Source organism: Arthrobacter sp. TJ-266, from assembly GCF_058269115.1.
In genome coordinates, this window is record NZ_JBZCNC010000003.1 from 138,920 (window position 1) to 162,100 (window position 23,181).

A 23,181-nucleotide genomic window follows, 5' to 3' on the forward strand; every position below is an offset into this window, starting at 1 on the left:
CGCGACGGCCCGCGTTCTCGAAGCGCTCAGTACCCTGCTTGTCGCACCCGGTTGTCGCGACCTAGCATTCTCGCTGTCACCGGGGCGGGTCCCGGTACGCGGAAGGACACAGCATGAAGAGCCGGATCACCCCTGACGAACCATTCCCCGCGGATCTCCGCAGGCTGCGTACCGACGACGTCGAGATCCTCAACAGCAAGGTGCACCGCGAGATGGAGCACGAGGTGGCGACGGCGGGCGAGGTGGACGCCGAGACCTCCTCCCGCAAGGAGGAACTACGGGAGGAGCTCGACGAGCGGGACTCCGGGCCGGGCCTCAGGCTCGTCGTCGATCATCAGGCGGACGACGCCGCTGACGCCATCGAGGAGCGGGTGGGCGAGCAGCGCTGATGGCGGGCCGCGTCAGGCGAACTGACCGACGTCGTCCGGGCGGCGTGAGCGGCGGTCACCCTCCCCGGCGGAGCGGGCGATGCTGCCCTCGCCCACGAGACCGCACTGCGCGGCCAGCACCGCGAGCTCCACGCGACCGGCTGCGCCCATCTTGTGCATGATGTTCGCGAGGTCGGCCTTGATGGTGGCCACACTGACATGCAGGGGCTGGGCGATCTGCGCGTTGGTGCGGCCCTTCGCGAGATCCTGCAGGATGACGGTCTCGCGGCCGGTCAGGGAGTTCAACCGGGCGGCCAGGCGAGGATTGACCCGCGGGGCGGCCGACGCCGGCACCGCCTCGTGGTACTCGGAGGTCACCCGACCGCCGCGGTGGACGATCCGCAGGACGGCGCCGATGTCCTCCAGATGGTCGCCGCCCCGCACGAGGATGCCCTCGAGGCGGGTCTGGATTCCCGCGGCGAGAAGGGGCGCGAGCTTCTCGTCCGCCAGCGCGACGATCTTGAGGTTCTCGGCCACGGAGCGGGCCGCGCGGGCCAGGGCGTGGATCTCGCGCTCGCCGGCGGCGCTGATGACCAGGACATCGGGGACGGCGGAGCGGAGGGCGACGAGCGTGCCCTGCTCCGATGCGCTCGTCCCGGTCACCGTGATGAAGGAACAGGGCTTCATGAGCTGCTTGAGGCCGGCGATCGTCAGGACGTCGCGGGACGCAAGATGAACCTTCACGCAGTCCTGCACTCGTACAGCTGGTCTCATGCCCCCGCCTTGCCGTGAACGAGCAGCCCCCCTTGGCTACTCGTTCAGTGTACTGACCACTCGGACATTTGCCGCAGAATACTTGAGCCCAATTCTGACCGGTGGGACAGCGAAGATGTAGCCGCCCGGCCGTGATATGCAGGCCCACGACGGGCAGCGGTCCCCGACGATACTCGGGCGCGGAATTCCTGCGCCCGCTACGGTGTTGCCCGTAGGAGTCGGGCCCGGAGCGGCCCGGCGACAGCCTGCTCCCGGCGTTCGACGGCGCCGCCGGGACGATGCCCACCCCACCCGATGATCGGTTCCCCGTGCCTGTGACCTCTCCGCAGCTGACCACCACCGCTCCCTTCCCCTATCTGGGCCTGCTCTCCCTCGCCGGTGCCATCTTCGTCACCGTGACGAGCGAGTTCCTGCCCACGGGCCTTTTGCCCGCCATGGCACGCGACCTCGACGTGAGCATCTCCACGGCCGGCTATCTCGTGACCGTGTTCGCCGGCACCGTCGTGGTCGCCACCACTCCCCTGGCCGCCATCACCCAGCGGGTGTCGCGCAAGCGGCTCATCGTCATCGTGCTCGCGGTCATCGCCGTGGCCAATGTCCTCGCGGCCCTGGCGCCGTCCTACGGGGTGCTGGTGGGCGCGCGCATCCTCGGCGGCCTCGCGCACGGCCTGTTCTGGGCCGTGGTCGCCGCGTACGCCGCCCACCTCGTACCGCCGCACCAGCTCGGCAGGGCGGTCGCCATCACCGCGGGCGGTGGCACGGCCGCCTTCGTGGCCGGCGTCCCGGTCGGTACCGCGCTCGGCACCACTCTCGGGTGGCGCACCGCCTTCGCCGTCATCGGCGTCGTGGTGGCGCTGCTCGCCGTCGTGATCATCAAGTTCCTGCCGCCCGTCAACCACCGCGTGGAGCGCGCTGCCGGAGAGGTGCGCGTGCCCCTGCGACGCGACCCGAGCTTCAAGGCCGTCATGCTGCTCTGCACCGTGATCCTCATCCTCCTGACCGGGCAGAACGCGTTCTACACGTACATCGCACCCTGGCTGACCGAGGTCTCCACGTTCGAGCCGGGCTCCGTGGCACTCGTCCTGTTCCTCTACGGCGGGGCCGGCATCATCGGACTCTTCGGGGCTGGGTACGCCGCCGACCGCTTCCCACGGAAGGCGTTCGTCGGCGTGGTTCTCGTGGTCATGGCCGCCGTCCTCGTGCTGGCCCTGGCCACCGGCAACCGGGCCGTGGTGCTCGCCGCCGTGATCGTCTGGGGAGCTGCCTTCGGCGGCATCCCGGCGCTGCTGCAGACACGCATGCTGCGTACGGCCTCGTTCCGCCTGCGCGACCTCTCCGCCGCTCTCCAGACGACGGCGTTCAACATCGGGATCGGCGGCGGCGCCCTCCTCGGAGGCCTGCTGCTGGAGGGCGTGGGCCTCGAGGTCCTGCCGGTCGTCATGGTCGCCCTGGTGGCACTCGGGCTGGGCCTGAGCCTCGCCACGGATACGGTCTCCGACCGTCGGGAACGCCACAGGCTGCACGCGGGCTGACCAGCCTGCGGGCGCGTGAGGAAGAAATTCCGTATTCAGGCTGACAGTCGTCCTCAGACGCCTGACCGCGCGGGAGGTCACTCGGCCGGGACGGCGATCTCTGCTGAACACTGCCGGTGACCCCCGCTCCATCACGGACCGGAGGGCACCGGCGTCCGGCCGCACGTGGCGGTCATCGCATCTCCCACTGCGGGGCAGAATGGGGCGATGCGCGCCGTCTGCTTCGACCAGTTCTCCGCCCTCGCCGAACTCCGTGAGGTGCCGGAGCCCACGGCCCCGCCGGGCGGCGTCGTCGTCCGCGTGGAGGCCACGGGCCTCTGCCGCAGCGACGTGCACGGCTGGCTCGGGCACGACGACGGCATCTCCCTCCCGCACGTACCCGGCCACGAACTCGTGGGCACCGTGGCGGCCGTGGGCGACGGCGTGCAGCGCTTCGCGGTCGGTGACCGCGTCACCACACCCTTCGTCTGCGCGTGCGGCCGCTGCCCGGAATGCCTCTCCGGCAACGGCCAGGTGTGCCGGAATCAGACGCAGCCCGGGTTCACGCACTGGGGCTCGTTCGCCGATCAGGTGGCGCTGCACGACGCCGACACCAACCTGATCCCCGTCCCCGCGTCCCTCGACGCCGGAGCCGCCGCCCTGCTCGGGTGCCGCTTCGCGACGTCCTACCGCGGGCTCGTGCACCACGCCCGGCTGCAGGCCGGCGAACACCTCGTGGTGGTGGGATGCGGCGGCGTGGGCCTGAGCGCCGTGATGATCGGCGTGGCGCTGGGCGCGGAAGTCACCGCGGTGGACATCGACGGCGACGCCCTGGCGCGCGCCGCGCGTGTGGGCGCGTCCACCACGATCGACTCCGCCGGGCTGTCCCGCTCGGACGTCCTGGCCGCACTCGGCGCGGCGGTTGCCGGAGGCTTCCATGTGTCCGTCGACGCCCTCGGTCGGGAGGAGACCGCCGCCGTCGGGATCCTCGCCCTCCGGCCCCGCGGGCGGCACGTCCAGATAGGACTGTTCCCCGCGGAACCCGTGATCCCCATGGGCGCCGTGATCGGCAGGGAGCTCTCGATCCTCGGCAGCCACGGCATGCCGGCCCGGGACTACCCGGGGCTCATGGACCTGGTGTCGGAGGGGCGGTTGCGGCCGCAGGACCTCGTGGAGCGGCGGATCCCGCTCGAGGAGGTGCCCGCGGCCATGCTCGCCATGGCGGACGACCGCACGGTGGGCGGCGTCACGGTGATCGACTTCGCCCCCGCCGGCTGACACCTACCGGTGGCGGGCGCCGCGTGGGGATACTGGGGCATGAACGAACCCTCGCCCGCCGTCGACACCCTCCTCGAGCGCTCGGATCACCCGCTCCGGGACGCCCTGATGTTCGTCCGCACGTCCATCCTGGCGCTGCCGCTCGTGATCGAGGAGCACGTGAAGTGGAGCGCACCGAGCTACGTGCACGAGGGCGAGGACCGCGTGACGTTCAACCTCCGCGCCACGGACGGCGTGCACCTCGTCCTCCACCGGGGCGCGCGGACGCGCGACGACGTCGACTCCTTCACCTTCGCCGACCCCTCGGGACTGCTGCGGAAGATCACCGCCGACCGCGGCACCGTCACCTTCACCGATCTGGCGGACGCCCGGGCGCGCCAGGCGCGTCTCGACGCGCTGCTGCTCGCCTGGTTCCAGGCCTGAGGCGGGAACAATGGACGCCATGAGCCCCGCGCCGAACACCGTGACCCTCCGCTTCCTCGCCTCCCCCACGGATCTCGGCCACAGCGGCACGGTGGACGCGGGAACGGTGCTCGAATGGGTGGACAAGGCCGCCTACGCCGCCGCCGTGGGGTGGGCCAAGACCTACTGCGTCACCGCCTACGTGGGCAACATCCACTTCGCGGACCCCGTGATGGTCGGCGATCTCGTGGAGGTGGAGGCCACGATCATCCACACCGGGACGTCCTCCATGCACATCCGGGCGCGCGTCTCCTCCGGTTCGGTGGCGTCCGGGTCGGTCACGGGCGACGACGGCGGCAGGCGGAGCGAGTGCCTCGTGATCTTCGTGGCGGTCGGCGAGGACGGCAGGCCCGTGCCGGTCCCCGCGTTCGAGCCGGGCACCGACGCCGAGCGGCTGGACAGCGAGCACGCGGTGGCTCGCGTGGACGTGCGGAAGCGGATCGTGGAGGAGATGCGCCGCCAGGAGTACACCGATGCCGGGACGGCCGAGCGGACGGTGCTGTGCTTCCTCGCGGCGCCGACGGACGTCAACTGGGGCGGCAAGGTGCACGGCGGGACGGTGATGGACTGGATCGACGAGGCGGCCTACGTCTGCTCCACGCGCTGGTGCGGCCGCGACACCGTGGCGGTGTTCTCCGGCGGGGTGCGGTTCCTGAAGGCACTGCGCATCGGGGACGTCGTCGAGGTGGAGGCCCGCCTCGTGTACACGGGGACCAAGGGCATGCACGTCGCGGTGCACGTCCGGTCCGGGAGCCCGAGGTCCCGCGAGATGGACCTGACCACCACGTGCCTGACCGTCATGGTGGCGCGCGACGACGAGGGCACCGCGGTGCCGGTGCCGGCATGGGAGCCGGTGTCCGCGGAGGACCGCCGGCTGCACGAGCACGCCCGCGAGCTGATGCGCATCCGCAGCCTGGCCCCCGGGGCGACCCTCCCCACGCACCTGCGGGACCGAGCGGCGAGCGGGAGCCGCTCCTGACGAGGAGCGCGGGTCCTAGTCAGCCGATCGTCGCCGACCGGGCCGGGACGGTGAGCGTCTTGCCGTGGACCGTGACGGTCCTGTTGACGAGGGTCGTGTTGACTGCGACGACGGCACCCGACGACAGCTTCACAGCGGTGATGCCTGCGAGGTCCACGGGGTCCGCGGTGGCGTAGGCGCCGGACGTGACGGCGGCGGTCAGTGCCTTCACCTGCGTGTCGAGCGCGTTGACGGAGGCGGCGGTCACGTCCTCGAAGTGGGAGCCGTCGTCCCACGCGTTGTCCTGGCAGGTGGGCTCGGCCTGGGAGAGCGTGGCGGTCATGCTGCGCGCCGCCACGGTGCGGGCCTGCAGCAGGTGGCCGAGGGTCATCCGGTGATCGAGGGTCCTGCGGATCTTGCCGTACGCGGTGACGGTGAACTTGGTGCCGTACGTGTCGCGGAGGCAGGGCGCCGAGTACCCGATGTCCGTGCCCTGGCGGTAGGACGTCGTCGGCAACTCGCGCAGCGGCACGGAGTAATCGTGCTCCATCACCGGCATCCCTGCCGCGGTGATCGCACGGTGCGCCACCCTGGACTGCGCGAGGTCCACGGCGGGCAACGGACGCCCGGAACCACTGGCCACCACATGCTCCCGGAGCGCGAAGTCCACGCTCCTCGTGGCTGCGAGCTGCTTCGCGAGGTTCACCTGGTTGCTCCACGCCGGGTACACGCCGAGGTTGACGGCCACGGGCACGTTCCGGCCCATGGTGCGCGTGAGCGTGGCGTCGAAGCGCTGCACCGCGGCGATCAGCGCGCGGCCGTAGGCGTCGTCGTCCGCCCACGGGCCCCACTGACCCACGTCGACCATGTCCTGGCCGTGGGACGGCGACATCGAGGCGTCGTCGAGGAAGATGCCGTCGAAGCGCGCGGGAGCGGCGTTCGTGGTGCCGCGCTGGGCGTCGGTGCTGAGCATGGTGCGGGCCGTGGCCGCGCACGCGTCCGCGTAGGCGGGCGAGAGATCGGCGACGGTCAGGTAGGAGAAACCCGGGTACCCGGCGAAGCCGTCGTCGGTGCGCGCCACCTTCGGGTTGGTCGTGGTGACGGCGAACTGGCGGCCCGCCGCCGTCGCGGTGTCCGCGCAGGAGTTCTGGAACACACCGTTCCAGGACTCGAAGTCCCGCATGGCGCCGATGTTCAGGTAGGCGAGGAAGGTGGTGCCGGGGTTGGCGGCCTTCATGTCGGAGAGCGTGCAATCCCCCGGGGCGTCCGTGGTCGCCATCATGGGATCCACGATCGCGACGGAGACCTTGCCCGTCAGCGCAGCCCCCGGGCAGAGCAGCTGGCCCTGCCGGTAGCCCTGCAGGTACGCGGGCAGCTTCTGCCCGGTACTCGACGTCAGGTCCGCCGCCTGCGCGGGGACGGCGAGGGCGAAGAGGGCGAGGACGGCAGCGAGTGCCATCGAAACGAAGGATGCCCCAGCGGCGATCGGTCTCATGCCCACAGCGTGGACCACGAGGGCGGCACCCGGATGCCGTGGGAGGCACATGGGGTAAATCCTGAGGAGAACCTCACACATGCGTCACTGTCGCAGGCGCAGGTCCTCTTGGCGTCAGGTGGCGCGGCGGTAGATCACGCCCCGGTGCGGGGGCAGAACCACGGACGACGGCGCAGGCGCCCCTGCGGCGTCGATCATCCCCGCTGGTATCTTCACCTTGCGGCGCCGTCGGCCGTCCTCGTTGAAGTTCACCGCTGCGAACCCGCCGTCGAACTCCCGCCACCAGGCGTGGTTCCTGCCCTTGGGCGCGGTGCGCGGCGCCCCGAGCTGCCAGTCGAGTTCGGGCGCGTGCTGCGTTCGGCTGTAGTCGTCGTGAGCGGTGGCTGCGTACGCGCCTCGTCCCTCGCCGAAGATCCAGAAGGCGGAGAGTCCGTAGGCGACGTTCGGGTGCTGGTCGTCACCATCGGTCGGGACGCGGAAGATCGACAGTCCAGGGCCTTTCGCCTGGTGCAGCTGGGCCTCGGCGGTCACCGGGTCGAAGAGGTTCACGGGGCTCCAGCCCAGCCACACCTCCTCGAACCCGCCACCGAAGGCCGCGTGCTCTTCCCACCGGCCGTCCTCGCGGCGCGACTCGGCGATGTTGGGGACGAGGATCTTCCCCTCGGCATTCAGGGCCGTGCCGGCCGAGCGGACGAGGTCACCGAGAGCAGCGCGCATCGCGGCCATGTCGGCGAGACCGTTCAGGGGCGGGCGCAGGCCGTAGTAGTCCTCGAAGACGTCGTTGTCGGCCATGACGCCGTCGAACGGAGAATCACGGAGCTCCTCGACCACGTTCTCGACCCACCGCCGCTGATACTCCGGGTTCCAGACCTGCAACTGCCAGTGCCCGGGATACCGCTCCCACTCGATGCGGCTGCCGTCGGGGCGCGTCGCGAACCAGGTGGCGCCGTCCCTCCCCCGACCGCCGGCGTTCTCGGCCTCGCCGTGGGACACGCCGGAACTGAAGACGGGACCGGGCTCGTAGTCGCGCGCCGAGGAGAGGCACTTGTAGCAGAGCACCGTCATGTCCGGGCGGAGCCGCTTGAGCTCGATCGCCGCCTCGGTCTCCCAGGGCTGGAGGATCGCCGCGCGGTAGTGCTCGGCGGCGAAGGCGAGTTGCCCGGGTAGCAGCGGGTCCCCGTACCTGATCCAGGCACCCACTCCCGTCACGAGGTCGCCCGGGTCAGGTCCTCGAAGTCGCTGACGATGACTTCCTGGAGGTCGGCGATGTCGCCGACGGTCCGGTAGATCTGGTTGTAGGAGGACATGATCTCGTGCATCTGGAAGAACTCCTGCACGCGCGTACGGGCGTTCTCGGCGTACCTGGCGTAGAGGGCTCGGTTCCCGATGACGGCGCGCACCCTGTCGGCCATCTGCTGGACGTCGCCCGCCACGACGAGTTCCCCGCAGGCACCCACCGTGCGTCCGTCGGTCGTGTAGAGGTCGTCCCCGATCAGCTGACGCATGCCGCCGACCTCGGTGCCGACGGTGGGGATGCCGGCTGCCATGGCCTCGAGCACCACGATCGGCTGACCCTCGTTGTAGCTCGGGAGCACGAGGAGATCGAACTGGTCGAGCATGTCGCGGACGTTCACGGTGCCGTGGATCGTCACGTGGTCCTGCAGGCCGAGGCTATCGATCTTCGCGAGGCACGCCTCGTAGTACTCCGGCACGTGCTCCGTGGGGCCGAGGACGTCCAGGTGCAGGTTCGGGAATCCATGGCGGCGGAGCTCGTCCATGCTCGACAGCAGGTCGAGCAGCCCCTTGATCGGAACCAGCCGAGCGATGTAAACGAGCTTCCAGACGTGCTCGTCACCGCTCCTGGCGATGACCTCCCGTGCCGCCAACCGCGCCCGGTACTTCTCCTCGAACTCCTCGATGACCATGGCGTTCGGTACCACGACGGCCTTGTCGATGTCCGTTCCGAGGCGCGCGGCCTCGGTGATCGCGGTCGGGTAGAGGTAGGTGATGAGGGAGGCGCTCGGGTAGCAGAAGTGGCCCATCTCGGTCCACCAGGCCATCCACGCGCGCTGCTCCGCGGTGACGTCGAACGTCCGGTAGTCCTCCGAGGTGATGGAGAGCGCCATGTTCCGATCGAGCAGGGTGTTGACGGTGTCCCTCACGTAGAGGTTGTGCTCGGTGAGCAGGAAGGACGTGTCGTGATCGCGCGCCGCCGCCGCTCCGAGGAGGGCTGCATAGCCCGTGGTGTGCGCGTGGTAGACCCGGGCCTTCGGCATGGTGTCCCCGAGGATCGCGAAGGCCAGCGACAGGAAGTTGCGGAGCGTCCAGAACGAGTTCGCGAGCGAGAGGTCCAGCTGCGGCATCCGGACCGAGAGGGCCTCCATGAACTCGCGCGTTCCGAGCAGGGCCCAGAGCGGGTACTGACGGGTGCGCTCGTTGAAGCCCTCGTCGATGAGCTGCCACAGGGGCTCCACCTCGCGGTGCTCGGACAGCGCGTACAGGGCGTCGAACAGGCGATCGGCCAGCGCTGCGCGTTCGGCGGGGCTCATCCCGAGATCCTTGGCCGTGGCCGCCATGAAGTCGTGGCGGTGTTCCTGCATGCTCAGGTACACCGGGCGCACCCACACCACGTTGTCCGGCATGCCGTAGAGGTCCTCGTGGGGTGCATCCGAGTCCCAGGTGATGTGGATGATCCCGTAGGTGAGATCCGGATTGTGGGTCACGATGTCATGCACCACCGCCGAGACGCCGCCCTTCAGGTACGGGTAGGTCGACTCCATGACGATCGCGACGTCGACGTCCTCGTACTGGGCCTGCGCGGCGGCGAGTGCCTTCGGAACGGGCCCGGCCGTCTGCGCGAGAGCAGCTCGGCGGGCCTTCGATGATGTGAAGCCGTACATGGTGCTTCCTTCGCGGAGAGAGTCGAGCGGTGTGAGGGCGTGCAGCAGGTGGGGCAGGGCTACCAGGAGGTGGCGTGACGCCAGAACAGGGTGTACTCCGGTTGCGTCCAGTGGCGTTTGTAGAGCGACCACGCGAGACCCACCAGCAGGAGGTCCGCGACGACGAGCGCGGAGTATGCGAGTGCCGCACCGCCGGCGCTCTGCGCCGCGTCGGCCCACAGGAAGGTCGCTACGCAGAGGGCGAGGTGAACGCCACCGAGGAGCTGCGGGACGATCTTCTCGCCGATGTAGTCGAGCTCGTAGCTGAGCAGCGTGAGGATCATGAAGGCCCAGGACGCCACGCCCACCGCGACGGACAGCAGGACGTTGACGGGCGCCAGCCCCTCGAGGAGCAGTGCGATGACGAGGGTGAGCACCATGCCGACGGCGCCGGTGCTGAGGACGGCGCGGTCCACGGTGCGGCTGAGCCGCTTCGACTGCGTGGCCAACACGGTGAGCGGGTCCTCCGCGATGGTGCGGTGCAGCGATGCGACGGCTGCGTCCACGCGGGGGGCGAGGTTCACGAAGTAGTAGTTGTAGGCGATCACCGCGGGGAGCATCGCCAGGAACACGACCACCACCTGGAAGTCTCCGTCCGTGATGAGGAACAGCACGAACTTGTCGGCCCAGAGGACGGCGCCGAGGAGGAGCCCCCGCACGAGGTCGGTCGAGAAGTCGCGAGCACCGAGGCGTCGGGTGAAGCTGACGGCGGCCAGCCCTCGGCCCATCGCGACGATCTGCGTGAGAGCACCGAGCAGGGGCGGGAGCCACCACAGCGTCGGAGCGGTGAAGAGTGCAACCGCGTAGGCCAGCCACGCGAGGGCCCACAACCCCCTGCGGTCGCCGACATTGGCGAGCACGAGGGACTGCACGAACAGCAGGTGGAGTGCGCACAGTGCGGCGTAGGTGGCCAGCGCCGTCAGGGACCACTGGGTGGCGAGCCACAACGGCACGGCGAACACGATCACGAGAGGGAGTGCCTGGACGAACATGGCAGGCCACGTGGTGCAGAACCGGCGCGTGATCGCCGTCATGTTGCGCTCCGCCATCAGGTCACCGATGGCCCGGTAGGCGGGCAGGCACGCGGCCTGCGCGAGCCAGGGGACGGTGATCGACGAGGCGAGCACGATCAGCGTGAGCTGCACGCCGCCCACGTTCACCGCCGCCATGGCAGGGCTGACCATCGGGTACACGAGGTTCAACAGGATGACGGGCGAGAGATAGAGCAGGAGCCCGGCCCCGGGCCTGCCTTCGCCCTGAGCTACGCGCTCCCCGCTTCCACGCGACGTCCAGGGCCGCGAGGCCAGCAGGACGCCGACCATGAGCAGCACCGCACCGAGCGCCAGCAGGGTGAAGGACCAGCCGGTCGGCAGGATCGAGTCGGCGGAGGGGACGAGCGCCGTGAGGATCAGCGCCAGAACGATGATGATGGCGCGGTGGCGCGTGAAGGAGTCGTGGAAGAGCGAGGCGAACGAGGTCATGGGGTTCCCTGGCCGATCGTGCCTTTGCAGGACCTCGGCGTGCGTGAGATGTGACGGAGAGAGTGCGTCGACCCTGACGCGAAGGGGTGGGCTCTCTTCAGTCGGTTTCCGACGGAAGGGCAGTGTTGCTCCAGCGCCGGTATCGCCAGCGAGGACCGTCATCAAACTAACGGGCGCCGTCGCGCCTGCACACGAGTAGCAGACACCTACGAAAGCCGATCGTGTTCATCGCACGTTCACGCGACTACTCGGGTGCCCGCTCGCCCTACTCGGCCGATCGCCTCCGTTCCGCGCGCTTTCGCGCAATGGCGCGGACGGTGAAGGGCGGATGCTCGAAGGTGATGTGACAAAGACCATAGGAGGGCAGGGTGAGAACCAGGTCACCCTCGGCCTCACCTGCCAGGACATCACCGGATGACCGGAAGGACGACGTGCCGACGTGCCGTCGTGACGTCGTGACGTCGTCGATCCTTGTGTCGCGGTTCCTGCTCAGAAACCGAAGGGCTGCGGCTTCCCGTACAGGTACCCCTGGCCCTCGTCGCAGCCCAGGCCGTGGAGGATGAGCGCCTGGGTCTCGGACTCGATCCCCTCGGCGATCACGGTGAGGCCGAGCGAGTGGGCGAGGCTGATGACGGCCGTGACCACCGCGAAGGACTCACGGCGGCGTGCCGGACTATCCAGGCCCGCCACGAAGGAGGCATCGATCTTCACGGTGTCCACGGGGAACTGGCCGATGTAGGAGAGCGACGAGTAGCCGGTCCCGAAGTCGTCGATGGCGAGCTGGACCCCGAGGGAACGCAGCCGGGCGAGGTTCGAGTGCGCGCGGGAGAGGTTGGTCATCAGCACGCTCTCGGTGATCTCGATGCCGATCGAGGACCCGCGGAGGCCGTGGCGCCCCAGGGCCTCCTCGACATCGGCCACGAACGCGCCGTCGTCGAGCTCGGTGGCCGAGACGTTGAACCAGATCACGGGCGCCTCCGCGGCATCGCCCGCCCTGCGGGCAGGGGGCGCCATACGGGCGGCCTGCAGGGCGAGGACCTCCTCCAGCACCCACCGGCCGAGCTCCCGCATGAGGCCGGCGTCCTCGGCCAGGGGGATGAACTCGACGGGCATGAGCAGACCGTGCACAGGGTGCTCCCACCGGACGAGGGCCTCCTGCGCCACCGTGGCGCCGGTCGTCAGGTCGATCTGCGGCTGGAAGTGCAGGCGTAGCTCGTCGCCCCCGATGGCGCCCGCGAGGTCCGCCGCGAGGAGGAGACGCCTGCGGTTGCTCCGCGCGTTGGCCTGGTCGTACACGGAGTACTGGTCCTTGCCCGAGTTCTTCGCCGCGTACATGGCGTCGTCGCTGTCGCGCAGCAACTGCTCGCCGTCCACCTGCCCGCGGGAGGAGAGCGCGATGCCCACGGAGATCGTGACGACGATGGAGGCCCCGTTGATCATGATCGGATCGGCGAGCACGGTCCGGAGGTCCGACGCCGTCTGCTCGGCCTGCTCCTGGCCCGCCGAAGCGCAGAGGATCACGAGCTCGTCACCGCCGAGCCGGCCCACGGTGTCCGTGGGCCGCAGCACCGACTGCACGCGCTGCGCGACCGTGGTGAGCACCAGGTCGCCGATGTGATGACCGTAGGTGTCGTTGATGGTCTTGAACCGGTCGATGTCGCAGAACAGGACGGCCACGTGCCCGCCGTCCGTGCGGTCGGCGCTGAGCGCACGGTTCAGCCGGTCCATGAAGAGCGCCCTGTTGGGCAGCCCCGTCAGCGGGTCGTGGAGCGCCTGGTGCTGCAGCCTCGATTCGAGGACCTGGCGTTCGGTGATGTTCTCGATGTGGTCGATGAGCAGGGTCGGCCGGCCCTCGGCGTCCCGGACCACGGACGAGGAGTGGAGGATCCCCACCACCGAGCCGTCGGCGTGGAGGAAGCGCGTCTCGTGACGCAGCCTGTCGTGGTCGCCGTGCGTCAGGGCGAGGCGGTGGCGCTCCGCGTGCTGGGTGTCGTCGGGGTGCGTCACGTCCTGCACGCAGAGGGTGAGCAACTCCGCCGCGGGGTGCCCGAGGAGATCGGAGAGCGCGGCGTTGACCTGGATGAAGCCGCCGGACAGATCCGTGATGGCCATGCCGATCGGGGCGTCGTCGAACGCGCTCCGGAAGCGGCCGTTGACCTCCTCGAGCGCCGCCTGGACCCGGCGGTGCTCCGTCACGTCGGCGCAGGCGACGCCGATGCTCCCGGCGGCGAGTCCTTCGAGGTCGACGGCCGTGAGTTCCAGCCACCGCCAGGTACCGTCGGCCGCACTCACGCGCGCCGTCACCGCTGCCCGCGCGCCGAGGCATCGGTGCTCGGTGTCGCGCAGGAGCTCCCGCACGGCGCCGCGCTCGTCCGGGTGCACGAGCGCGGTGAAGTCCGATCCGCGGAGCGCTTCGGGGTCGTGGCCGAGGACGCGCTCGGAGGCCGCACTGACCGCGGTGACACAGCCGGCGTCGTCGATCACCAGCAGCAGGTCGGACGTGCTGTCGAGCATCGAGCGCAGCGCGATCTCGCGGTGCCGCCGCACCGTGATGTCTCGCTGGATCGCGATCCAGTGGGTGAAGATGCCGTCGTCGTTCCTCAGCGGGGTGATGTTGAGCTGGACCCAGAACTCGACGCCGTCCTTGCGGACGTTGAGAAGTTCCACCTCCACGGGAGCCCAGGTCTCGAGCGCCGCGCGTAGGCGGTCGAGCTCGGCGCGGTCCGTGTCCGGGGACTGCATGAGCCGGGGGGTGCGGCCCACGATCTCGTGCGGTTCGTACCCCGTCATTCTCGTGAACGCCGGATTCACGTAGATGACCCGAGGCCCACCGTCCTCCGCGTCGATCGGCTCGGCCTCGGTGACGAGCACGACGTCGTTGGCGTGCACCACGACTGCTTCGAACAGCGACAGTCCGCCCGCCGTCAGGTCCGCACCCGGTCGGCCGTCCGTCATGTCGTCGGTCTCGCTTGTCATCTGGTGCGGCTCCCTACCCGTCCGGGCAGCGGCAGGGCACACCAGCTGTCGCTACACCGCCGCCCCTGCATCACCGCCGTGCGGAGGGCTTGCACCCTCCTGCGCCACGAGGCCGGTCCTCCGCCCCCGTAGGCGAAGGATATTCCTGCGTCGACCTGCGTGGGGGAAAATTTCCCGGTGATACCTTTTCTGCCGCGCGCACGCCGCACGGACGGGGCATGATGAGGGGCGGACAGGACGAACGGGAGATCATGCATGGCATCCGTGGTGGTGACGGACGCGGAGGACCTCCGCGCGCTCCTGCCCCGCGCCGTCGACGGTGGACGCGTGATGCTGGGCATCGTGGGTGCACCCGGCGCCGGTAAGTCCACCGTGGCAACGGCGATCGCGGCCCTCGATCCGGCCGAGCACGCGATCGTCCCGATGGACGGCTTCCACCTGGCCGACCAGGCCCTCCGCGGGCTGGGACTGCTGGACCGGAAGGGCGCTCCGGAGACCTTCGACGCCCACGGCTACGCGGCCCTCCTCGCGCGGCTCCGTGCCCGCCCGGCGGAAACGGTGTACGTGCCGGCCTTCGAGCGGGACCTCGAACAGCCGCTCGCCGGCGCGCTGCCGGTGCCGCCGTCGTCGTCCCTGCTCGTCACGGAGGGCAACTACCTCCTGCTCGAGGCCCCGGGGTGGAGGGACGCGGCGGCACTGCTCGACGAGGTGTGGTTCGTGGACGTGGACCCCGCCGAGCGGCGGAAACGGCTCGTGGCGCGGCACGTGCTGTTCGGCAAGACGCCCGAGGCCGCCGAGGCATGGGTGCAGCGCGTCGACGAGCCGAACGCGGAACTCATCGGCGCCACGCGGCAGCGGGCGGACCGGCACCTCGACCTCTCCGGCTGGCACCTCACCTGACGTGCGGTACGCCGGATGAGAACCTTCTCATGCGGCCCTCACCTTCGGCTCATGGAGCGCTGTCTGAATAGGGGAACACCATTTCCCCGTCCCACAGGCAAGAAGGCGAACACCGATGGCACGCTCACAGCCCGCAGAACTCAGAGTGGTCCTCTACTCCCATGATTCCCAGGGACTCGGGCATACGCGCCGCAACCTCGCCCTCGCGCACGCCCTCTCCGCGGGTCAGCCGGCGGGCCGGAAGGTCACGGGCCTCCTCGTCACGGGCGAGTCCTCCGCCACGCGCTTCGAGGTCCCGAACGGCTGGGACTGGGTGGTGCTCCCCGGCATCCGCAAGGGCGACGGCGGCTACCGGCCCCGCCACCTCTCGATCGGCCAGGACAGCCTCATCAGCCTGCGGACCGACATGATCGACGCGGTGCTCGCCCACTTCCGGCCGCATCTGGTGGTGGTGGACCGGCACGCCTTCGGGGTGGACGGCGAACTCCAGCAGGCCCTCGGGAACCTCCGCCGCGACCGCCCGTCCTGCAAGGTGGTGCTCGGCCTGCGCGAGGTGCTGGACAGCCCGCACGTGGTGAAGCAGGAGTGGAAGAAGCTCGGCGACCTGGGCGCCGTCGCAGCCGCCTTCGACCAGCTCTGGGTGTACGGGGACCCTGCCATCCACGACCCCCTGCAGACCGGGGAGATCCCGAAGGCACTGGCCCCGCTCATCCGCTACACCGGCTACCTCGCCGCGGGCCGGGTCTCGGGTGCACCCTCCACGCCCGTCACGAAGCCCTACCTCCTGACGATGGCCGGCGGTGGCTCGGACGGACTGGCCCTCGTGCTCGCCGCGGCGAAGGCCGAGATGCCCGCGGGCTACGAGCACCTGGTGATCACCGGCCCGCAGATGCCGAAGGAGCACCGCCGCCTCGTGGAGCGTGCCGCCCGGCCCGGTACGCGGGTCGTGGCGAAGGTGCGCGACGCCCTCGCCGAGATCGAGGGCGCGGCGGCCATCATCTCGATGGGCGGCTACAACTCGGTGAGCGAGATCATGTCCACCAGCACCCCGGCCCTCGTGGTGCCGCGCATCGAACCGCGCCTGGAACAACTGATCCGCGCCGAGGCCCTCGCCCGCCACGAGATCGTGGACGTGTGCCATCCGGACCGCCTCTCCCCCGAGGTGATCGCCGGTTGGTTCCGGCACGCGGCGAGCACCCGGGTGGACCGCTCCGGCGTCGACCTCGCGGGCCTCGCGGCCGTGGCACCTCTCGCGGCCGATCTTCTCGCCACCGACGTGCCGAGCGAGCAGTGGGGGTCCGCCCGTGTTGCAGGCTGAGCGTGACCCGAGGCTCGACGCCCGCACGGCGTACGTGCTGAAGATGTACCCGCGCTTCTCCGAGACGTTCATCGTCACCGAGATCCTGGCGCGGGAGGCGCAGGGCGAGGACCTCCGCCTCTTCTCGCTGCGACCGCCCGTGGACCCGCGCTTCCACCCGGAGCTCGCGAGGGTGCGCGCCGGCGTCACCTACGTCCCCAAGCCGGGCAAGATCCTCGAGGCGTGGGGCCTCCTCGGCGAGGGCCACGCCGTCGTTCCCGGGTTCACGGAACGTCTCGTGCGGGCCCTTCCGGACCTGCTGCCCATGGACCCGGTGGAAGTCCATCAGGGGGTTGCCCTGGCCGCCGAGTTCGTGCGCCAGGGCATCACGCACGCCCACGCGCATTTCGGCACCATGTCCGCGCGCGTCACGGCCATCGCCAGCGACCTCGCGGACATCCCGTTCTCCTTCACGGCACACGCCAAGGACATCTTCCACGAGGAGGTGGACACCACCGTGCTCCTGGACCTGATGCGCCGCGCGCACCACGTGGTCACGGTCAGCGACTTCAACGAGCGCTTCCTGCAGCGCCTCGCCGGCGGCGCGGACCTTCCCGTGCACCGCGTCTACAACGGGCTGGAACTCGCACGCTTCCCCTACCGCGATCCGGCGCGGCGCGCTGACGTGCTCCGCGTCTGCGCGGTGGGCCGGCTCGTGGAGAAGAAGGGCTTCCCGCTGCTGCTCACGGCGGCCGCGCAGCTGAAGGCCGACGGCGTGGCGCTCGACGTGCGGATCGCCGGCGGCGGGCCCCTGTACGAGGAGCTCCTCGGGCTGGTGCACGCGCTGGGCCTCGAACAGGACGTCACCCTCCTCGGACCACGGACGCAGGCCGAGGTGGTGGAGCTGCTGCGCTGGGCGGACGTCTTCGTGGCTCCGTGCGTGGTGGCCGCGGACGGCAACATGGACGGGCTGCCCACCGTGCTCCTCGAGGCGATGGCCACGGGCGTGCCGTGCATCGCCAGCGACGTCACGGGCATCCCGGAGCTCCTCGGCGCCGCGGACGGTCCGGCCACGGGCATCCTCACGCGCGCCGGCAGCACGGCCGATCTCGTGGAGGCCCTCGCCCACTGCGCCGCGAGCGATCTCACGTCGATGGCGCGGGCCGCGCGCCGCCTCATCGAGGAGCACTTCGACGCCACCGTGCAGGCGCGGCGCCTGCTCCACCTGCAGGATCCCCACGCCGCCGTGGCACCCCGACTGGAGGTGGCGTCATGACGCACATCGCCTACGTCTGCGTGGATCCGGGGATCCCCGTCTTCGGCACGAAGGGCGCCTCGGTCCACGTCCAGGAGATCGTGCGCAGCTGGCTCGCGCGCGGCGCGGACGTCACGATCTACTGCACGCGCGCCGGCGACGCCGTGCCGGGCGACCTCGCGGGGGTGCGCGTGGTCACCCATCCCATCCCGAAGGGCACCGGCGCCCAGCGCGAGCGGGCGCAGGCGGAGGCCGCGGCGGCACTGGCCGCCCAGGCCGTGCACGATGGCGTCACCGCGGTCTACGAGCGCTACTCGCTGTTCAGCGACGCACTGGCCCGCATCACCACGGCGCTCTCCGTGCCGGGCTACCTCGAGGTCAACGCACCCCTGATCGACGAGCAGCGTACGCACCGCGTGCTCCACGACGAGGAGGCGGCGCTCCAGGCCCTGAAGGTCCAGCTGCAGGCGGCGACGACGGTGGCGTGCGTGTCCGAGCCGGTCAGCGCCTGGGTGGCCGGCCACGCCCCCTCGGGCTCACGCGAGGCCGTCCGCACGGTGCCGAACGGCGTCAACCTGCAGCGGATCGTCCCCTCGCCGGAGGCGGACGGCACGCCCGTCGTCGTCTTCGTCGGCACCCTGAAACCGTGGCACGGCGTGAGCGACCTGATCCGCGCGAGAGCGCTCTCCGACGGGTCCTGGGACCTGCGGATCGTGGGCGACGGCCCCGAGGCCGCATCCCTGCGGAGCCTCGCGGCGTCACTCGGGGTGGACGTCGAGTTCACCGGCGCCGTGGCTCCCGAGGACATGCCGGGCATGCTCGCCGGCTGCGCCATCGCCGCCGCCCCGTACCCCGGCACCGCCCGCGAGGAGGACCAGTACTTCTCGCCCCTGAAGATCTACGAGTACTGCGCCGCCGGGCTGCCGGTGGTGGCGTCGGCCGTGGGGCAGATCCCGGCCATCATCGACCACGGCGTCACGGGGCTCCTCGTCGAGCCCTCCGACCCTACAGCACTGGCCGGCGCGCTGACCGGACTGGCGTCCGCGCCGATCGCCCGGCAGGCCATGTCCTGTGCCGGTCGCCTCATGGCGGAGAACCACAGCTGGGACGCCGCGCTCGGCGCGATCGTGGACGGTACGCCGTGAGGCGGGGCGCATCGACCGCGAAGACCACGAGCGCGTCCGACGGCGCACGCCCGTCCGGGCAGCCCGGCTCGCCGCTCCGCCGGACCCTCCGCATGGTCCGGCCGCACCTCGGGCCGCACCGCACCCTCATGGCCGGGGGCGTCGCAGCGCTCCTGCTGGAAGTCGCGTTCCGCGTGCTCGAGCCGTGGCCCGTGAAGTTCGTGGTGGACGCCGTGACCCGGAGCCTCGGCGCCGACTTCTCAGGCGGCGCAGCGGCTGCCACCCCGGGTCTGCTGATCGTCTGCGGCGTGGCGCTGATCGCGATCATCGGTTTCCGCGCGCTCTTCAACTTCCTCGCCACCGTCGCCTTCGCCCTCGCCGGCTCGCGCGTGGCCACCGATCTCCGGGCACGCGTGTTCAATCACGTGCAGGCGCTCTCGATCGGCTACCACTCCCGGGCGCGCACCGGCGATACGGTGCAGCGGCTCGTGGGGGACGTCGGGAAGCTCCAGGAGGTGGCCGTCAGCGCCGGCCTGCCGCTGATCGCCAACTGCATCACCCTGCTGGCCATGGGCGGCGTCATGTTCTGGCTCGATCCGCTGCTCGCCGTCGTCGTCATCGCCGCCGCCGCGGCGTTCCTCCTGCTCTCACGCCTCAGCACCGGCAAGATCACCGTGGCCGCCCGCCGCACCCGCAAGGGCGAGGGAGCGCTCGCCAACACGGCCCAGGAGAGCCTCGGGGCCATCCGCGTGGTGCAGACCTACGGCCTCGAGCAGACTCTCGCACGCCAGTTCGACAGCAGCAACGAGAAGACCCTGAAGGACGGCGTCCTCGCACGCCGCCTGGCCGCCGCCCTCGAGCGTCGCACCGACGTGATCGTGGGTATCGCGACCGCCGTCGTCCTCGCCGGCGGCGGTTGGCGCGTGGTGCAGGGCGCCATGACCCCCGGGGACCTCGTGCTGTTCCTCATGTACCTGAAGACGGCCATGAAGCCCCTCCGCGATCTCGCCAAGTACACCGGACGCATTGCGCGGGCAACCGCCTCCGGCGAGCGCGTCGCGGATCTGCTCGACGAAGGTATCGACATCAAGGACTCCCCCGGGGCGAAGCCACTCGGGCGCGTGTGGGGTGACCTCGAGCTGCGCGGTGTGACTGCCGCGTACACCGCGGACAAGACCGTGTTGAAGAACGTCGACCTGACCTTCATGGGGCGCCGGCGCACCGCCGTCGTGGGACCGTCCGGCTCGGGCAAGTCCACCCTCGTGTCCCTCGCGGTGCGCATGATGGACCCGGTGGGAGGAAGCGTGCACCTGGACGGGCGGAATCTCCGCGACGTCACGCTCGGATCCCTGCGCTCGCAGGTGAGCCTGGTGCTCCAGGACGCCGTCCTGTTCACGGGCACCATCCGCGAGAACATCCGTTACGGGCGCATGGACGCCACGGACGACGAGGTGGAGTACGCGGCCCGCCTGGCCAACGTGCACGCCTTCGTCTCAGCTTTCCCCGAGGGGTACGGGACCGTAGTGGGCGAGCGCGGCGGCACGCTCTCGGGCGGGCAGCGCCAGCGCATCGCGATAGCCCGGGCCCTGCTGCGGGACGCCCCGATGGTGATCCTCGACGAGGTGACCACGGGGCTCGACAAGGAGTCGCGGGCCGAGGTACTGAAGGGCCTCGACGTCCTCTCGCGCCACCGCACCACGATCACCATCACGCACGAGCCGGCCCTGGCCCTCACGCACGACTGGATCGTGTGGCTCGAGGACGGCGAGGTCCGGTTCGAGGGGCCGCCGGAGGAGATCCGCGTGCACCCGGTGTACGGCGCGTGGGCCGCGGAGGCGGACGGCGTCGCCGGGGGCGCGCTCCCCGGGCCCGCCTCGTCCTCGGGCTCTCCGGGCGACGCCGCACCCGCTCGTTCCCGCGGTGCTGCCGAGCCGCCCGCTGATCCCGCCCGCTCGGGACCCGCACGCAGCGCGGCGGGCGCCTGATGCCCGCCGTGACGGACGTCGTGGACCCGGCGCTGCCGGCCCTCTCCGCCGTCTTCGACCCGGCCCACCTGTCCGAGCTGCTCGGACGTCCCGTGTCCGCTGACAGGGTGCGGCACAAACGCGGGGTGTCCGCCGTCGCGCGTCTGCGCAGCATGCCGGAGACGCGCGACGCGCCGCAACCGGCTCCGCGCTGGCTGGCCGTTTATGCGGCGGGGCACGCGGCGAAGCTCGACAAGACATTCAAGCGCGCCGCGGCGTCCGGCTACCACCTCGAGACCGTGGAGGTGTCCGGAGGGTCCACCCTGGTCATCGGACCCATCGGCGTGGACCTCAAGCTCCACCACGTACTGCGGGGCTTCCGGCCCGGCTCCGGGGACCACGGCGACACCGCCCGTCGTGTCGAGTTCGCGGACGGCGCGGTGCTGAACTACAACCCCCACCGCCGCGTGGTGTTCCGCCTGGGCACCTCCCTCGGCACGGTGGTCTGTAAGGCCGGCACCTACGGCTCCGAGGCAGCGGGGAGCACCGTCGAGAGCACGCTCCTCGCGGATCTCGTGGCGCGCGGCGTTCCCGTGCTGCAGCGCGCCTTCCCGCAGGACGCTCCCCGCCGCGAGGGCCTGCGCTACTACCCGTGGTTCGGGGTGGGCGACCTCCAGGAGCTCGGCGGTCGCGGACCGGATGCCGCACGCACCGCCGGGGCGGCCGGCGCGGCGCTCGCCGCGCTGCACGCGCAGCCCCTCGCGATCGCCGCACCCCTCGGGACCGCCCGGCATGACGCGGCACGCAAGCTGATCTCCGTCGTCGAGCGGAACAGGCGGCTCCTTCCCGCCCACGCGGAGCGCCTGGACGCACTGCTCGCGACGCTCGTCCGCCGGCTCGACGGCGGCTCCCACCCCGTGCTGTCCCACGGTGATTTCTCCGCGGACCAGGTCCTCGTGGGCGCAGACGGGAGCGTGCTCCTCGCGGATTTCGACCGCGCCACCACGGCGCCTCCCGGCCTCGACGTGGGCGGCTTCGTGGCCGCCGACCTGCTGCAGACCGGCGGTCACGCACCACGGGGGGCCTTCCTCGAGGGCTACGCGGCTGCGGGCGGGGACCTGCGGGGCGGCGACCTCCCGGCCTGGGTGGCGGCACACCTGCTCGACCGCCTCGACGAGCCGTTCCGGAGCTGCTCGCCCGGCTGGCGCGACGGCATGGTGGCGCGTCTCGACCAGGTGGAGCAGGTCCTCGACGGCGGGCCCCGCTGATGCACCTGCCCCTCACCGTCGAGGACCCCGACGGCCGCATCCTGACCGTCCGGCGCGCCTGGCCGCACGACGACGGCCGCCTCACCCTCGAATCCGTCGATGCCGCCGGCCACCTCCGCGCCGGGATGCTCGGCACCGACGGCCGGGTACGGGTGTCCCGCTACGCCGAGGACCCCTCGCTGCCCGACCTGCCGACGGCCGCCGGCGCCGGCGAACTGCTGGTGCACCGCTACCGGAAACGCGCCGTGATCCGTGCGAACGGGGCCTTCCTCAAGGTGCTGCCGCAGCGGAAGGCAGCCGACGTCGCGGATCGGCACCGCATCGCCGCGGGTCTCGCCGGCCCCGCGGGCATCGCCGTACCGACCGTGCTCGGGCTCGACGGCGGCACCCTTACGCTCTCGGTGGTGGAGGGCATCAGCCTGCACGATGCGGGACGCGCAGCAGCGGCCGACGACGTCGCCGACGCCCGCGAGGACACCGCAGGCCCCGCCGACCCCGCGGACCCCGCCGGCTCCGCCCACCACTGCGGCGCCGTCGAGGAGGCATGGGATTCCTGGGCGGACCGCTGGCCCGCCTTCGTCAGGGCGTCGGACCGGGCCGTCGCCGAGGGCACCGCCGCCGTCCCCTCCTACGGGCCGGGGGACGAGGCGCGCACCCTGGACGCGTGGGTCACCCGGTGCCTGACGTTCGCAGCCCTGCCCGTCGAGCCCTCCCTGCTGGAAACGGCGGCCGCTCGCGCGCGGGCCGCCCTCCTCGGCGGAACACCGCAGCGCGCCGGGCTCGCCCATCGCGATCTCCACGACAAGCAGCTGTTCGTGCGGCGCGCGCAGGCGGGTTCGCCGAGCGCCGTGGGGTTGATCGACTGCGACACCCTGGCTCTCGCCGAACCGGCCCTCGACCTCGCGAACCTGCTGGTGCACCTGGAGTTCCGGGAGGCGCAGGGACTCCTCGGGGCGTCGTCGCGCGGAGTCGGCGAGGAGGCCATCCTGGCCGTCGCGGAACAGCTCGCCGTGCCCCTCGACCGGCTCGCCGCCTACGCGCAGTCCACCCGCCTGCGCCTCGCGTGCGTGTACGCGTTCCGGCCGCGCTGGCAGGAGCTCGCTCTCGACTGGGTGCGTTCCGTCTGATGCG

At 71.1% G+C, this 23,181-nt stretch carries 18 protein-coding genes; 12 read left to right on the forward strand and 6 right to left on the reverse strand.

Going from position 1 to position 23,181, the window contains the following annotated elements; translation table 11 throughout:
* The first annotated feature begins 113 nt into the window (after positions 1–113).
* Positions 114–389 (forward strand): hypothetical protein, encoded by a 276-nt coding sequence (locus AC4D12_RS09305; protein WP_490949643.1) that lies wholly within the window; start codon positions 114–116, stop codon positions 387–389.
* A 12-nt stretch (positions 390–401) separates the two neighbouring features.
* Here the strand turns inward: AC4D12_RS09305 and AC4D12_RS09310 are convergent, their stop codons facing one another.
* Positions 402–1,112 carry a helix-turn-helix transcriptional regulator gene (locus tag AC4D12_RS09310; RefSeq protein ID WP_490949644.1) on the reverse strand — a complete coding sequence of 237 codons (711 nt, stop codon included), beginning with the start codon at positions 1,110–1,112 and terminating at the stop codon, positions 402–404.
* 344 nt (positions 1,113–1,456) lie between these two features.
* Here AC4D12_RS09310 and AC4D12_RS09315 point away from each other — a divergent pair, with 344 nt between their 5' ends.
* The 4 genes from AC4D12_RS09315 to AC4D12_RS09330 all read left to right on the forward strand — a co-directional run bounded on the left by AC4D12_RS09315 (position 1,457) and on the right by AC4D12_RS09330 (position 5,372).
* Positions 1,457–2,674 carry an MFS transporter gene (locus AC4D12_RS09315; protein ID WP_490949645.1) on the forward strand — a complete coding sequence of 406 codons (1,218 nt, stop codon included), beginning with the start codon at positions 1,457–1,459 and terminating at the stop codon, positions 2,672–2,674.
* A gap of 207 nt (positions 2,675–2,881) precedes the next feature.
* Positions 2,882–3,931 carry an alcohol dehydrogenase catalytic domain-containing protein gene (locus AC4D12_RS09320; protein WP_490949646.1) on the forward strand — a complete coding sequence of 350 codons (1,050 nt, stop codon included), beginning with the start codon at positions 2,882–2,884 and terminating at the stop codon, positions 3,929–3,931.
* A gap of 39 nt (positions 3,932–3,970) precedes the next feature.
* Positions 3,971–4,354: a DUF1801 domain-containing protein gene (locus AC4D12_RS09325; protein WP_490949647.1), complete on the forward strand. Its 384-nt coding sequence runs from the start codon at positions 3,971–3,973 to the stop codon at positions 4,352–4,354.
* Between the two features lie 19 nt (positions 4,355–4,373).
* Positions 4,374–5,372: an acyl-CoA thioesterase gene (locus tag AC4D12_RS09330; RefSeq protein ID WP_490949648.1), complete on the forward strand. Its 999-nt coding sequence runs from the start codon at positions 4,374–4,376 to the stop codon at positions 5,370–5,372.
* Positions 5,373–5,391: 19 nt separating this feature from the next.
* Here AC4D12_RS09330 and AC4D12_RS09335 read toward each other — a convergent pair whose 3' ends face one another.
* The 5 genes from AC4D12_RS09335 to AC4D12_RS09355 all read right to left on the reverse strand — a co-directional run bounded on the left by AC4D12_RS09335 (position 5,392) and on the right by AC4D12_RS09355 (position 14,242).
* Positions 5,392–6,810, reverse strand: coding sequence for a hypothetical protein (locus AC4D12_RS09335; protein WP_490949649.1), 1,419 nt, complete (start codon positions 6,808–6,810; stop codon positions 5,392–5,394).
* A 150-nt stretch (positions 6,811–6,960) separates the two neighbouring features.
* On the reverse strand, positions 6,961–8,055 hold the full coding sequence (locus AC4D12_RS09340) for a putative glycoside hydrolase (protein WP_490949650.1): 1,095 nt from the start codon (positions 8,053–8,055) through the stop codon (positions 6,961–6,963).
* Entirely contained in the window at positions 8,052–9,746 is a 1,695-nt protein-coding gene (pelF, locus tag AC4D12_RS09345; RefSeq protein ID WP_490949651.1) for a GT4 family glycosyltransferase PelF, read from the reverse strand. Before pelF ends, AC4D12_RS09340 begins: the two co-directional genes overlap by 4 nt.
* 59 nt (positions 9,747–9,805) lie before the next feature.
* On the reverse strand, positions 9,806–11,266 hold the full coding sequence (locus AC4D12_RS09350; protein ID WP_490949652.1) for a hypothetical protein: 1,461 nt from the start codon (positions 11,264–11,266) through the stop codon (positions 9,806–9,808).
* A gap of 489 nt (positions 11,267–11,755) precedes the next feature.
* The gene (locus AC4D12_RS09355; protein WP_490949653.1) at positions 11,756–14,242 is read right to left on the reverse strand and encodes a sensor domain-containing protein; all 2,487 of its coding nucleotides are present in this window, start codon (positions 14,240–14,242) and stop codon (positions 11,756–11,758) included.
* Between the two features lie 255 nt (positions 14,243–14,497).
* Here AC4D12_RS09355 and AC4D12_RS09360 point away from each other — a divergent pair, with 255 nt between their 5' ends.
* The 7 genes from AC4D12_RS09360 to AC4D12_RS09390 all read left to right on the forward strand — a co-directional run bounded on the left by AC4D12_RS09360 (position 14,498) and on the right by AC4D12_RS09390 (position 23,177).
* Positions 14,498–15,142, forward strand: coding sequence for a nucleoside/nucleotide kinase family protein (locus AC4D12_RS09360; RefSeq protein ID WP_490949654.1), 645 nt, complete (start codon positions 14,498–14,500; stop codon positions 15,140–15,142).
* Between the two features lie 115 nt (positions 15,143–15,257).
* Positions 15,258–16,460, forward strand: coding sequence for a glycosyltransferase family protein (locus AC4D12_RS09365; RefSeq protein WP_490949655.1), 1,203 nt, complete (start codon positions 15,258–15,260; stop codon positions 16,458–16,460).
* Positions 16,447–17,715 carry a glycosyltransferase gene (locus tag AC4D12_RS09370; RefSeq protein ID WP_490949656.1) on the forward strand — a complete coding sequence of 423 codons (1,269 nt, stop codon included), beginning with the start codon at positions 16,447–16,449 and terminating at the stop codon, positions 17,713–17,715. Before AC4D12_RS09365 ends, AC4D12_RS09370 begins: the two co-directional genes overlap by 14 nt.
* Positions 17,712–18,839 carry a glycosyltransferase family 4 protein gene (locus tag AC4D12_RS09375; RefSeq protein WP_490949657.1) on the forward strand — a complete coding sequence of 376 codons (1,128 nt, stop codon included), beginning with the start codon at positions 17,712–17,714 and terminating at the stop codon, positions 18,837–18,839. The genes AC4D12_RS09370 and AC4D12_RS09375 overlap by 4 nt, the downstream gene beginning before the upstream one ends.
* Positions 18,836–20,803: an ABC transporter ATP-binding protein gene (locus AC4D12_RS09380; RefSeq protein WP_490949658.1), complete on the forward strand. Its 1,968-nt coding sequence runs from the start codon at positions 18,836–18,838 to the stop codon at positions 20,801–20,803. Before AC4D12_RS09375 ends, AC4D12_RS09380 begins: the two co-directional genes overlap by 4 nt.
* Complete coding sequence (locus tag AC4D12_RS09385) at positions 20,803–22,050, forward strand: phosphotransferase family protein (protein ID WP_490949659.1); 1,248 nt, start codon at positions 20,803–20,805, stop codon at positions 22,048–22,050. Before AC4D12_RS09380 ends, AC4D12_RS09385 begins: the two co-directional genes overlap by 1 nt.
* On the forward strand, positions 22,050–23,177 hold the full coding sequence (locus tag AC4D12_RS09390; protein ID WP_490949660.1) for a phosphotransferase: 1,128 nt from the start codon (positions 22,050–22,052) through the stop codon (positions 23,175–23,177). Before AC4D12_RS09385 ends, AC4D12_RS09390 begins: the two co-directional genes overlap by 1 nt.
* Positions 23,178–23,181 lie beyond the last annotated feature (4 nt).

Excerpts from the sequence above, each read along its gene's own strand:
- AC4D12_RS09330 (WP_490949648.1), top strand. The coding sequence starts at position 4,374 with ATGAGCCCCGCGCCGAACACCGTGACCCTCCGCTTCCTCGCCTCCCCC.
- AC4D12_RS09355 (WP_490949653.1), bottom strand. The coding sequence starts at position 14,242 with ATGACAAGCGAGACCGACGACATGACGGACGGCCGACCGGGTGCGGAC.
- AC4D12_RS09385 (WP_490949659.1), top strand. The coding sequence starts at position 20,803 with ATGCCCGCCGTGACGGACGTCGTGGACCCGGCGCTGCCGGCCCTCTCC.
- AC4D12_RS09390 (WP_490949660.1), top strand. The coding sequence starts at position 22,050 with ATGCACCTGCCCCTCACCGTCGAGGACCCCGACGGCCGCATCCTGACC.
- AC4D12_RS09305 (WP_490949643.1), top strand. The coding sequence starts at position 114 with ATGAAGAGCCGGATCACCCCTGACGAACCATTCCCCGCGGATCTCCGC.
- pelF (WP_490949651.1), bottom strand. The coding sequence starts at position 9,746 with ATGTACGGCTTCACATCATCGAAGGCCCGCCGAGCTGCTCTCGCGCAG.
- AC4D12_RS09375 (WP_490949657.1), top strand. The coding sequence starts at position 17,712 with ATGACGCACATCGCCTACGTCTGCGTGGATCCGGGGATCCCCGTCTTC.
- AC4D12_RS09360 (WP_490949654.1), top strand. The coding sequence starts at position 14,498 with ATGGCATCCGTGGTGGTGACGGACGCGGAGGACCTCCGCGCGCTCCTG.
- AC4D12_RS09365 (WP_490949655.1), top strand. The coding sequence starts at position 15,258 with ATGGCACGCTCACAGCCCGCAGAACTCAGAGTGGTCCTCTACTCCCAT.
- AC4D12_RS09350 (WP_490949652.1), bottom strand. The coding sequence starts at position 11,266 with ATGACCTCGTTCGCCTCGCTCTTCCACGACTCCTTCACGCGCCACCGC.
- AC4D12_RS09335 (WP_490949649.1), bottom strand. The coding sequence starts at position 6,810 with ATGGCACTCGCTGCCGTCCTCGCCCTCTTCGCCCTCGCCGTCCCCGCG.
- AC4D12_RS09325 (WP_490949647.1), top strand. The coding sequence starts at position 3,971 with ATGAACGAACCCTCGCCCGCCGTCGACACCCTCCTCGAGCGCTCGGAT.
- AC4D12_RS09320 (WP_490949646.1), top strand. The coding sequence starts at position 2,882 with ATGCGCGCCGTCTGCTTCGACCAGTTCTCCGCCCTCGCCGAACTCCGT.